Here is an 11,815-nt window from a genome sequence, read left to right as displayed (position 1 = left end):
CATGATGGCCCGGAGCACAACACGCTCCAATCAGAGGCCGGATACATTGATGCAAGACCGCATCTGCCAGGTTGACGAAACCTCTTGCAACGCGCGGCCGGACCATACATTGGGTCACAGGCGTCGGTTCGGTGCTCAGCGGCAAATTTCCGCGGTGGCCCCATCAACCAACACGTAGCTGCATCGCGTCAACGGAAGCGGCCGATTGGAGGTATTGCCGGCGCAACTGATCACCTCGTCCAGGGCGAACAGCTGGGCGGGCAGATCAAAGCGGGCACGCGGGCTCATCGTTCGCGCCTTGGCTCGTTTGCTTTCGGTTGCACGTCAATGGCACCGACGTTGGGGTGACGATTGTCGGCACGCCCTCGCTGCCTCATGCCGTCGCCTCGCATCCGTCCATCAAATAGGAAAGGCTGAGTTTCATACGCGCTGGCAGCGGCCGGCTCGTGCGATCGTCCGGACGCAGTATCTTGCGCGGTAGCAGAGGTCACAGAAAGTGCCGACACGAATAAGATCGCTAGTCTCGACATGACGGGCTCCTTGGCGGAGAGCAGGAACGCGCAGTGGGATAACTCAGTCGAAATCGTCGAGAAGGAGCTGGGCGCCAAGAAGGCGGCGAGACTATGCCGAGACCATGCAATGTCGAGAGCGGCCTGTTCAGCTACGCCATCCACCGAGGCAGCCTTAGTTCTTCGTCAAGGGCTTGGGCGGCTCTTCGGCCATGGCCTCGACATCAATGGCAGGAAGCTCGCCGGTGCGGTCTTTCAGGTCTGCCGCACGCTGTACCAAGCCAGCAGCGACCGTGGGATCCTTTGTTGTTTTTGCCATGCGCAGCAATGCCGCTGCGGCCTCACGGGCGAACTGATTTAAGCGCGACACGGTTGGACATCCGACACTTAGCTGACATGGAATGATTCAAGGGTCGAATATTCGTTCCGAATTCGGCTTAAAATGCGCGCACGACACAGAAAGGACTTCAGCTCGGAGCTGGGCCAGCTGAGGTCCTTCGTGTGTCGGCACCACGTCATTTGAGGCGCGGTGGCGAATGGTGCCCAACTCAACAAGTGGCTCTTGGTTCCCGTTATCAGCCCAAATTTCGAGAAAAAACGGGCCCCAGCTCGCGGGGATGTTGGGGGGCATGGAGCTGGGGCCACTCGGGGTCGCCCTTGGGGAAGGGCATCGGGAAAACTTGGCAATCGCAGGAATGTTCCTGCCTTTTTCCAAAGAGTAAGTGTGTAGATCAACCGCACAAGCGGGGACAATCTCGAACGAGCCCGCCATTCTAAGCGCGAGGTCGTCGCCTGAAGTTGTTGCCTATGTTCCGCCGATGGAACAATCAGGCCTTGTGAGGAACATCAATCTGATCTCTAGCCTGATGAACCCCTCCGGCTGAGGGTGCTCATAAATGTCGGCTCACCGACGTAAAGCGGAAGTCACCCACCTTGAGCGTGATCTGCGGCTTGTGACACCTAGCGGACATCAGCAAACGGGCTGGTGTCGAACCGGCGAACTTCAGCGGCGAAGGCCGCGATGCTGGCAGCCCAGATGAGCGCAAATCCGAGCAGTACCCATTTGAAGTCCGAGTTGATCATAACGTTGACGGCCGCCATCCAGCCTATCGAGACCACACCTGCAACAATAGCACCAGCCAGCGCCAAAGTACTTCGTTGGCGAAAAGCCGTCATGGCTAGAGTGAGCGTAAGCACACCCGTCGCCATCACGTAGCCGCCCATTACGTTGAATACGTGTGCAAGCCACCTTGCCAACCTTGGACCAATCGATTCCAGCTCGACAGGCGTAAGGTTCATGTAGCGGATGTCCTCCGGCAGCAGCGCAGGCCGAAGGAAAAGGAAATACCCGCCGACACCGATCAGGATGATTCCGGAAAGCCCCAGAAGGATTGACGAAGCAGACCAGCCGAATTCTTTGCTGCGCATAGGGCGCTCCCAAATTCAGCCGTGGTGATGGCCCCCAGCTCCTCGATGCCTACCGTGCATGAAAAAATGCATAAGCGGACAAGCCAAAAGGGGCAGCCAAAGCAGAGCACCGAGTACATGAGCCTGATGCTGGGTGAACAGGAGCGCTCCGGAGATTGTCGCGATGACGGCAAGCCCCATAACGATGAGGGAGTTGCGCGACAAGCCCCGGCGTGCGCCGGACTGATCGTGAACATGGTCCGGCAAGGTCATCGCGGCATCCTCAAGACGGCACCATTGCCTGATTGCCCTGTTGCCAACAGGACCAAAACCAAACTCGCAGGTTTCGCATGAAAGCCCTTGATGCAAATCAAACGTCGGGTCCCGCAACGGTCGGCAACCGCAGTTGATGTGGGTCAAATCGCGATTTCAAGAAGCTGGTTTGATGGCGGTCTTTCCCGGTTTCAAGATGATTACCGTCGGCAGCTTCATGTACGGCCTTGCAGCCAGCATGATCTACGGGTGGGCAGTTGCGATCATCTACGTCTTCTTCTTCAATCTTTGGCCGCAACTCCTCCCTGCTGTTATTGGACCGCGAGCGGTGCATCGCACCTGAAGCGGGCACCAGAAACTACCGCCGTCTCCCGCGAACATTCCGCCCGCCTGCTATGGCAACGATAGCCATCCGCGGATCATGGCAATCTGCCCCGGCATGAAAAAACCCGCGCCGGATTGCTCCGCGCGGGTGAACTTTCGATGCTCCCATTCTGCCAGTGTTTTGCCCGACGAGTCAAAGCTGAACTGCGCGACGGGCAGGGATGTATCGGTCCAAACGCCTATTTGGCACAACCAAAATGGCTAACGATTTCAATGCTAGCGCTACTGTGCATGGGGTTGTTTTTCGACTTTTTGTTTTCGCGTCGCCGAAGCTGCGCGCCTCAGCGCCGTCCCCGCGGTGCTTCCGCCTTGGCGGGCGGCTCGGTCTGCGGTCCGCAGCTCGCGGCCGCGAGCGAGCCTTGCGCCTGCGGCATCAGGCCAGGCTCGGGGGCGAGCGCCTTCATCACGATCAGGCCGGTGGTGCTGGGGGAATCGATGATCAGGCGGTCGGCCGCGGTGATCTCTTCGTCCTCGGGCAGCTCGTTGTGCTGCGGCTCTGTCATCAGGTCGAGCTCGATCACCTTCTTGCCGGCCGAACGGTCGTTGATGGCGTAATAGGCGATCTCGTTGCGGGTGTAGAACGACACCGAGGTGTAGGCCTGGCTGACGGGCACCGTCAGCTTGATCGGCCCGTTCGACAGATCGTAGCGGCAGATCGCGAGTGCAAAGGCCGGGTCCATGAACGGCATCGGCGAGGTCTGCGGATCGGCGAGCGGAAGCTGCGTGACGCCGTTGAGTTTCGTCATCGGCGTCAGCCGCGAATAGGCGTCCTGGGTCGCGATCCGTGGCAACGCCAGCACGCTGACGAGATGGACCACGAGGCCCAGCACTACGCCGGCAACGATGGTGAACAACAGCCGGATCATGAGCAGCCCGCCGTCGTGATCGTGGGCATTGGTGCGTCGCGCTGGGTGCGTGTGGCAACGCCGACCGGAGTGTCGTAGAGCCGCAGCATCAGCGCGTAGCGTTCGATGCCGCCGGTCGGCAGCCAGTTGCCGGCGCGGGAGCGCGATGCGATGCGGATCTCGAACGAGCCGTCGGACTGCCGCACGATCTCCTGGCTGGTGAAGCCGTAGCGCTGCAGCGAATTGGGCACGAGGTGACCCTTGCGGTCGTAAAGCGTCAGCGTCCAGAACCGCGCCGGCGGCGTCACCCCGGAGACCACGACGTCGCAGCGGCCGTCGAGCACCTTCTTCTTGTCGTCGGCGGTCGCGGTGAAGGCGACGCCGTCGCCGGTGCCGATCGGCAGCTCGCCGTTGCGCACGATGGTGGCGCGCGAATAGGGATCGACGTCGGCGGTGCCGGTGCGCGGGCGCGCGGTCCACGGGCCGATGGTCAGCGCGCCGATCTCGGTGCCGCGCGTCGTCGTCATCCAAGTCGCGCCGACGCCCACCACGGTTGCGAGCAGAAGAGCCGTCAATGTGATCAGGATCAGCCGCACTTGTTTCGATCAGTTCTTGCGCGGAGCGGATGCGTTCGCATTCTCTTCCGCGTAGTTCTGCGGGAAGGCGAGCGCGCTCGTGGACGATGCCGGTTTGGCTTGCTTGGGGTCGGTGGCGGCCGATTTGGTCGCGGTCCGGGCCGCATCATCCAGCAGCTTCTCGACCCGCACCAAAACGTCAGCGCCGCGCTTGGTCAATACGGGCGGCGGACCGGGCTTGGTCTCAAGCACCTTCGGCGCCGCATTGGCCTGCGCGTTGGCGATCCGCTCGGGCGGCAGCTTCTGGCCCATGCCTATGCCGGCGATTTCCCGGACCTCGACGCCCTGATGCGCCGCGAGCATGATGTCGTGCCAGGTCTGCGCCGGCAGCGAGCCGCCGGTCATGCGGTTGGTCGGCGAATAGTCGTCATTGCCGTACCAGACCGCGCAGGTGAAATTGCCGGTGTAGCCGACGAACCAGGCGTCGCGATACGCATTGGTCGTGCCGGTCTTGCCCGCGGTCGGAATGCCGTCGAGGGCTGCGCGGCGCGCGGTGCCTTCGCTGACGACGTGGCTCATCATGCCGGCCATGTCGGCGGCCACGGAGTCGGGAATGGCCTGGCGCGGCTTCGGCCCGTCGCGGTCCCAGCGCCAGACCGGATCTCCGGCGCCGGTGCGCACTTCCAGCACGGAATGCGGCGTCACCGCCTTGCCGCGGTTGGGGAAGGTCGCGTACGCCACCGCGTGCTCGAGCACGGTAACTTCGTCCGAGCCGATCGGCAGCGACGGCGTGTCGGGCAGCGGCGCCTTGAGGCCGAAGCGGCGCGCGACCTCGACGATCTTGGCGCGGCCGATCTTGGCCGGGTTCGGCGCCTTCGGCTGCTCCTTCTGGCCGATCGCGATCGACAGCTTGACGGGTACAACGTTGATCGAGCGCGTGATCGCCTGAGTCAGCGTCACCGCGCCGGAATAGGAATGGCCATAGTTCTGCGGGCACCAATTGCCGATGCAGACCGGGCCGTCGACCACGATCGAATTCGGCGTGAAGCCGTTGAGGAGCGCGGTTGTGTAGACGTAAGGCTTGAACGACGAGCCCGGCTGGCGATAGGCGTCGGTGGCGCGGTTGAACTGGCTGGCACCGTAGTCGCGGCCGCCGACCATGGCGCGGATGCCGCCGTCGAGATCGGAGACGACGGTCGCGGCCTGCGTCGCGTGATAGTCGCGGCCGAACTGGCGCAGCTGGTTCTCGACCGCGTCTTCCGCCGCCTTCTGCACATTGGTGTCGATCGCGAGCCGGACCACGAAGACGCGCTCGGTGTAGGATTTCGGGAAGGTGTCGACCAGCTTGCGCATCTCGTCGAAGGCGTAGTCGAGATAGTAATTCGGCGACGCCTCGTAGCGGCGGTCGACCGCGAAGGCGGGATTGCGGCGGGCGCCGAACACCTGGCCCTCGGTCATGAAGCCGGCGTCGACGAGATTGTCCAGCACGACGTTGGCCCGGGCGCGGGCAGCGGGCAGGTTGATGTGAGGCGCGTATTTGGTCGGCGCCTTGAACAGGCCGGCGAGCATCGCGGCCTCGGCGAGCGTCACGTCGCGTGCCGACTTGTTGAAGTAGAAATGCGCGGCGCCGTCGACGCCGAAGGTGCCGCCGCCCATATAGGCGCGGTCGAGATACAGCTTGAGGATCTCGTTCTTGGTCAGTCGCCATTCCAGCCAGACCGCGAGGAAGGCTTCGTTGACCTTGCGCTCGATGGTGCGCTCGTTGCTCAGGAACAGGTTCTTGGCGAGCTGCTGGGTGATCGACGAGCCGCCCTGGCGGACGCCGCCGGCCTGGGCGTTGGTGACGAGCGCGCGTGCGGTGCCGGCGATGTCGATGCCGAAATGCTCGTAGAAGCGGCGGTCCTCGGTCGCGAGCGTCGCCTTGATCAGCACGTCCGGAAAATCTTCCAGCGGGATCGAGTCGTTGTGCTTGATGCCGCGGCTGCCGATCGGGTTGCCGTAGCGGTCGAGGAAGGTCACCGCGAGGTCGGACTTCTTCAGCCAGTCCTCGTCCGCGGTCTCGCGGAAGGCCGGGATGGCGAGGGTCAGCATCACCACCAGGCCGCCGAGGCCGAGGGTCGCAGCTTCCGACAGCGGCTCGATGAACACCCAGCGCTTCCACCGCCCGACATAGAAGCGGTCCATGAAGGTCGAGTAGCGCTCGTAGAGCTCGCGGATGCCCTTGGCCGAGGAGAACAGCGAGGAGTCGATGCGCGCATCGAGATCCAGGAAGAAATTCCGGATCCGGGCCTTCCAATGCGGTGGTATGATCTGGCGCACCTAGAACCCTTGCGGCTTGGTTCGAAAGCGTTCAAGCACCCCGCCGGGGCGGCATCGAGACGTCTTGCGGGAGTGTTGCGGCAAACCCAAGGCGCCCGGCCAGCGACGGTGGGGACTTGCTGTTCCTTCTAGCCGAGCAGGGCCTATAAACCAATGGTCACGCTTGCGATTTTGAACAACAGGCCTAATTGACCCCGGTTCAGTACGGGCCTCACGCGGGCGTCGCTTGCGGCCCCACGGCCGCACGCCCTAGATGGCACCAACCGTAGCTCTTTCGAACTTTTGTTGAGGCGCATGACCGCAGCTCCCAAACGACCTTCAGGCCAGGAAGGATTCTTCTGGAAAACCAAGACGTTGGAAGAGATGTCGGGGCCCGAATGGGAGAGCCTGTGCGACGGCTGCGGCCGCTGCTGCCTGAACAAGCTCGAGGAAGAGGGCACCGGCGACATCTATTTCACCCATGTCGGCTGCAAGCTGCTCGATGGAGTGACCTGCGGCTGCAAGGACTATGCGAATCGTTCCGACAAGGTTCCGGACTGCGTCCGCCTGACCCCGGCCAATGTCCGCACCCTGAACTGGCTGCCGCCGAGCTGCGGCTACAAGCTCGTGGCGGAAGGGCGCGACCTCTATTGGTGGCATCCGCTGGTGTCAGGCGATCCCAATACCGTGCATGAGGCCGGCGTCTCCGTACGCGGTCGGGTCGAAGGCAGCGAGGTGGAGATCCCGGACGATGAGCTCGAGAACCACATCGTGCAATGGCCGGCGCAGCTGCCGAAACGGGCCCGCCTGAAGCGACGTCCGAAGGACTGATCCGTCGCACCAGATAGATCACGTCTTCGGGATGGCCGTGGGGTGGGATGCTCCCATGCACCGCGGTGCCTGCCTGAGAAGAACTTTGCTGTCTACATTGGCTGCATAGAACGAATCCTTCGCGGCGTTGCGCCGCCTCATGGCTTCCGATCGAGATGAACAAGTTCGAGCGGCAGAGCAGTTCTGCCGACACCCAGACATTGCCCGACGATATCGCCGAGGAATTGTCCCGCCTTTCGAGCGAGGTCTTGAGCGTCGACGACGCTCCCTCGCTCGCGCCGCCGGCGCCGCTGTCGCAGGACGAGGTCCGCACCATCGTCATCAGCCTGATGCTGACGATGTTTCTGGCAGCCCTCGACCAGACCATCGTCGCAACCGCGCTGCCGACCATTGGGCGCCAGTTCCACGACGTCTCCAATCTCTCCTGGGTCATCACCGCCTATCTGCTCGCCTCGACCGCAGTCGCGCCGGTATTCGGCACGCTCAGCGACATCTACGGACGCCGCGTGATGATCATCATCTCGCTCAGCCTGTTCGTCGCGGGCTCGGTGCTGTGTGCGATCGCGCCGAACCTGCCGATGCTGATTCTTGCACGCGGTCTCCAGGGGCTCGGTGGCGGCGGCATCATGCCTGTCGTGCAGACCGTGATCTCCGACGTCGTGAGCCCACGCGAGCGCGGCCAATATCAAGCCTATTTCTCCAGCGTCTGGATGGTCGGCGGCATTCTCGGCCCGGTCATCGGCGGCGTGTTCGCCGAGCATCTGCGCTGGTCGATGATCTTCTGGATCAATGTGCCGCTCGCGGCCGCGGCGATCGCGCTGCTGCTGCCCAGGATGAAGAAGATTCCGGTGTTCCACCGCAAGCGCAAGGTCGACTGGCTCGGCGGCGTGCTGCTGATGGCCTCCGCCGTGGTCTTCATGCTGGTGCTGACCTGGGGCGGCACGCGCTTCCTGTGGCTCTCGCCGACCGTGCTTGCGATGGTGGGCGGCGCCGTCGCGCTCGCGGTCACCTTCGTGTGGCACGCACGCCGCGCGGACGAGCCGTTCCTGCCGCTGCCGCTGCTCGGAGGATCGGTTGTGCCGTTCGGGCTGACGGCCGGCGGTTGCGCGCTCGGTGCGATCACGGGCCTCACAGTGCAGCTGCCGCTCTATTACGAGGCGGTCTATCACCTCAGCGCCAGCGAAGCGGGCCTCGCGCTGATTCCGCTCGCGGCGGTCTCGACCTGCGGCGCGGCCATCGCCGGTCGCACCATGGCGCGGGCCAAGCACTACAAGCGGGTCGCCATCGTCGGAACGTCCTGGGCTGCGCTGTGCGGCCTCGGCCTCACGTTGACGACGTTGCCGCTCTGGGCACTGCTGACGCTGATGGCTGCGTTTGCGCTTGGCCTCGGCACCACCTTTCCGGTCTGCGTGGTCTCGGTGCAGAATTCGGTCGCCCGCCCGCAGATCGGCACCATCACGGGCGCGTTGAACTTCTTCCGCTCGCTGATGTCCTCGTTCACGGTCGCGGCGTTCGCGGCCATCCTGCTCATCGCGCTCGGTGCCGACGTTCCGCTCGCCGGCGAACATCACGGCGCTGTCAATGCGATTCCCGCCGACGACATGCGGCATGCGTTCCGCTACGTCTTCGGCGCCGCGACGGCGCTGATGGCCGGCGCCGCGCTCTGCCTGATCATGATGGAGGAGCGGCCGCTGGCCGGTCCGTCCGTCACGCAGCAGGTGGAGATGGCGGAGTAGGGGTTAGCCACCGCGATCGGGATCGTCGTCGCCATTGCCCGTCTTCCGCGCTTTCGCTGCGAGCTGCTGCTTGAGCCGTGCGAGCGCTTCGGCAGACCAATCGCCGACAGCTGTGACCGCGACCCAGCCATCGACGTAGTGTTCGGGTGCGTAGACATGGCCGAAACCCATCGGCGTGTTGGTTGCGACCGCCATGTCGAGGGCGAGCTGCAGCATCGTCACGATAGGATACCATCGCAGCTCCGGTGATACGTCAGGCCCGCGCGGCGCATTCATCCAGGCCGGCGCCTGATAGGCATCGCGGTAGGCGAAGAATGTGATCGCGTCACTGGCGTATTGCAAATAGACCACGCGCATCGGGCCCCAGGGCGTATCCGGCGCCACCGTCGGCCCGTTCTGGTTCATGAAGCGCACGAAGCGGCCGTCGCGGAATTCCGGCAGCCAGGCCGGTGATCCTGGATTGCGGTTATCGGTAATCGAGCGCCAGATGCGGCTCTCGAATGGCGCTCCGCTCCATAGCGCGCCGGCGATGGGGTCGCCGATTGTCTCGAACAATTCTGCGGATTTTTCCGAGTTCATGGCACCGAGGCTGAGCCCGTGCAGATACAGCTTTGGCCGCTTGTCCTTGGGCAAGCTCGTCCAGTAGCCGTAGATTTCGGTGAACAGCGCACGCGAGGCCTCCACTCCGTATTCGGGCTGAAACAGCAGCGACAGCGGGCTATTGAGATAGGAATATTGCATCGCGACGCTCGCGACATCGCCATGATGGAGATATTCCACCGTATCCATCGCGGATGGATCGACCCAGCCGGTCCCGGTCGGTGTGACGACGATCAGGACCTTGCGTTCAAAGCCGTGCTGGCGCTTGAGCTCGTCGAGCGCAAGCCTGGCGCGCGCCTGCACCGTGTCGCGGCTGCCGAGGCCCACATAGACGCGCACGGGATTCTGCGCGGGCTGTCCCGTAACGGCGCTGATCTCCGTCGCGGTCGGGCCTGAGGCAATGAACCGGCGCCCCATGCGCCCGAGTTCCTGCCACTTCACCAGCGAGGCAGAACTTCCGGTTCGATCGGGGGCGGCCGGTTGCGGCCGCTCTGGCTCTTGCAGGGCGTCGAGTTCGCGGAAGGAGGAGTCGAGCGCATTGAACGCGGTCCGGACCAGGACGTTACTGGCGATCGACCAGAACAGCAGGCCTGCGATCAGCACGCCGAGCACGTTGGCGACCTTCCGCGGAATGGCGTGCTTTATGCGCACGGCGAGGAAGCGGGCGACAAACACGAACAGCCGCCCCAGCACCAGCAGCACGGCGAACGTGATCAGGGCGATGACGCAGACCTTGAGCGGATGCGCGGTCTCGACTGGGGTCATCTTCATCACGGTGCGGATCGAATTCTGCCATTCGGCGGTTCGCCGCAGGAAGATAACGACGACCAGCAGGCAACCGGCCGTGACCAGCGCATTCGCAATCGATCTTGCCCGCGGCGAAGGTTCGGGCAATTCGAGATAATGCCACAGCTGGCGCCACAGCACGCCGGCGAAATAGCCGATCGCGAAACAGCCGCCGGCAAGCGCGCCTTGCGTGAGATAGCTCCGCGGAATCAGCGTCGGCGTCAGTGCGGCAGCAAAGAACAGAGCGCCCAGCATGAGGCCGACACCGGACAGCGAGAGCAATTGCCGTCGAACGAGCCAAGCCGGATTCGTCACGGCATCCTCCGGGCGAGTCTATCTCTTATTCTGGTCTGAAAAGCTGCTCTGTCGCGGCAGCCGGATCGTGAATTCCGTGAACTTGCCCGGCTCCGTCGCGACGTCGATGGTGCCGCCGTGCTGTTTGACCACGATATCGTGGCTCATCGACAATCCGAGGCCGGTGCCTTCGCCGGCCGGCTTGGTGGTGAAGAACGGATCGAACATCTTTTCCTTCACCTCGTGCGGAATGCCGGTGCCGTTGTCGCTGATGCGGATCTCGATGCTGTCGCCGCGGTCGCGGGTTGCAGCGATCACCACCGGCTCGTAATCGACGGCGCCGTGATCCGATTTGCGCTTGGCCACCGCGTGGAAGCCGTTCGAGATCAGGTTCAGCAGCACCCGGGTGATCTCCTGCGGAAACACTTCCGCTTGCCCGGCCGCCGGATCGAGCTCGCGCTTCAGCGTCACGTCGAACTGCGGCTTCTCGGCGCGGGCGCCGTGATAGGCAAGGTTGAGGCTCTCCTCGACCAGCGCGTTGATGTCGCTCAGCCGATGCTCGCCGCCGCCCTCGCGGGAATGCAGCAGCATGTTCTTGACGATGGAGTCGGCGCGCCTGCCATGCTGCACGATCTTCGCGAGATTGTCCTTCAACAGTCCGGTCAGCTCGTCGACCTCGCTGCGGACGTCGTCCGCGAGCGGGAGCGGCGCCAGCGCCTCGTTCAGCTCGTCGGTCAGCTCGGCGGAGAGCGATGCAAAATTGTTGACGAAGTTGAGCGGGTTCTTGATCTCGTGCGCAATGCCGGCGGTGAGCTGGCCGAGCGATGCCAGCTTCTCGGTCTGGACCAGCCGGTCCTGGGCAGCGCGCAAATCGTCGAGCGATTTGGCGAGGTCCCGGGTGCGATCCTGCACCTCGTTGAACAGGCGCGTGTTCTCGATGGCGATCACGGCCTGGTCGGCAAAGGTCTTGAGCAGGGCGATCGCCTTGTCCGGGAAGGGACCGGGCTCCGGCCGCGTCACGCCGATGGTGCCGATCGCGACGCCGTCGCGCAGCATCGGGATCACGAGGATGCTGCGATAACCTCGCGTCTGCGCCAGCTCTCTCATGGCGTCCGTAAGGTCGGGCTCGTTCTGCATGTCGCTGCGGAATGCGAACTCTCCGCTTCTTGCCACTCGGCTGTGAATGCCGGACGCCGATAGCGGCGCCGGGAACGAGCTGAGCAGCTCTTCGTTGCCGGCTTCGTTGTCGGTACTGAAGGCGGCGAGGTGGAGCAGGC

General features: G+C 63.7%; 12 protein-coding genes. 4 read left to right on the top strand and 8 right to left on the bottom strand.

What is annotated here, in order from left to right:
• Positions 1-684: 684 nt before the first annotated feature.
• From FXB41_RS39470 to FXB41_RS39460, 3 genes are all read right to left on the bottom strand, one after another.
• Positions 685-879, bottom strand: coding sequence for a hypothetical protein (locus FXB41_RS39470; protein WP_007593453.1), 195 nt, complete (start codon positions 877-879; stop codon positions 685-687).
• A 590-nt stretch (positions 880-1,469) separates the two neighbouring features.
• Positions 1,470-1,937, bottom strand: coding sequence for a hypothetical protein (locus FXB41_RS39465; RefSeq protein WP_007593451.1), 468 nt, complete (start codon positions 1,935-1,937; stop codon positions 1,470-1,472).
• Positions 1,938-1,952: 15 nt separating this feature from the next.
• On the bottom strand, positions 1,953-2,117 hold the full coding sequence (locus FXB41_RS39460) for a DUF2933 domain-containing protein (RefSeq protein ID WP_246649597.1): 165 nt from the start codon (positions 2,115-2,117) through the stop codon (positions 1,953-1,955).
• Here FXB41_RS39460 and FXB41_RS41365 point away from each other — a divergent pair.
• Both FXB41_RS41365 and FXB41_RS39455 read left to right on the top strand, forming a co-directional pair.
• Positions 2,055-2,270, top strand: a complete 216-nt coding sequence (locus tag FXB41_RS41365; RefSeq protein WP_246649599.1) for a hypothetical protein — start codon at positions 2,055-2,057, stop codon at positions 2,268-2,270. The two genes, FXB41_RS39460 and FXB41_RS41365, sit on opposite strands and share 63 nt — an antisense overlap.
• A gap of 91 nt (positions 2,271-2,361) precedes the next feature.
• Positions 2,362-2,532, top strand: a complete 171-nt coding sequence (locus FXB41_RS39455) for a hypothetical protein (protein ID WP_219685595.1) — start codon at positions 2,362-2,364, stop codon at positions 2,530-2,532.
• Between the two features lie 322 nt (positions 2,533-2,854).
• Here FXB41_RS39455 and FXB41_RS39450 read toward each other — a convergent pair whose 3' ends face one another.
• Genes FXB41_RS39450 through FXB41_RS39440 form a run of 3 tightly spaced genes read right to left on the bottom strand, consistent with a single transcriptional unit; the run spans position 2,855 to position 6,312 of the window.
• Positions 2,855-3,439, bottom strand: a complete 585-nt coding sequence (locus tag FXB41_RS39450; RefSeq protein ID WP_007593446.1) for a DUF1254 domain-containing protein — start codon at positions 3,437-3,439, stop codon at positions 2,855-2,857.
• A complete protein-coding gene (locus FXB41_RS39445) occupies positions 3,436-4,014 on the bottom strand; it encodes a DUF1214 domain-containing protein (protein ID WP_007593444.1) in 579 nt (192 codons plus the stop codon). The genes FXB41_RS39450 and FXB41_RS39445 overlap by 4 nt, the downstream gene beginning before the upstream one ends.
• A 9-nt stretch (positions 4,015-4,023) precedes the next feature.
• On the bottom strand, positions 4,024-6,312 hold the full coding sequence (locus FXB41_RS39440; RefSeq protein WP_219685594.1) for a transglycosylase domain-containing protein: 2,289 nt from the start codon (positions 6,310-6,312) through the stop codon (positions 4,024-4,026).
• Between the two features lie 294 nt (positions 6,313-6,606).
• Between FXB41_RS39440 and FXB41_RS39435 the strand changes: the two genes are divergently transcribed.
• Both FXB41_RS39435 and FXB41_RS39430 read left to right on the top strand, forming a co-directional pair.
• Complete coding sequence (locus tag FXB41_RS39435) at positions 6,607-7,122, top strand: YcgN family cysteine cluster protein (RefSeq protein WP_219685593.1); 516 nt, start codon at positions 6,607-6,609, stop codon at positions 7,120-7,122.
• A 155-nt stretch (positions 7,123-7,277) separates the two neighbouring features.
• Positions 7,278-8,858, top strand: coding sequence for an MDR family MFS transporter (locus FXB41_RS39430; protein WP_219685592.1), 1,581 nt, complete (start codon positions 7,278-7,280; stop codon positions 8,856-8,858).
• Between the two features lie 3 nt (positions 8,859-8,861).
• Here the strand turns inward: FXB41_RS39430 and FXB41_RS39425 are convergent, their stop codons facing one another.
• Entirely contained in the window at positions 8,862-10,499 is a 1,638-nt protein-coding gene (locus FXB41_RS39425; RefSeq protein WP_219685596.1) for an alpha/beta hydrolase, read from the bottom strand.
• Between the two features lie 78 nt (positions 10,500-10,577).
• On the bottom strand, positions 10,578-11,815 hold a 1,238-nt coding region (locus tag FXB41_RS39420; RefSeq protein ID WP_219685591.1), incomplete at its 5' end, for a sensor histidine kinase.

The organism is Bradyrhizobium canariense, from assembly GCF_019402665.1.
GTDB lineage: Bacteria > Pseudomonadota > Alphaproteobacteria > Rhizobiales > Xanthobacteraceae > Bradyrhizobium > Bradyrhizobium canariense.
The sequence above is the reverse complement of the archived record's forward strand: the minus strand, read 5'-3'. Positions and strand labels throughout refer to the sequence as shown.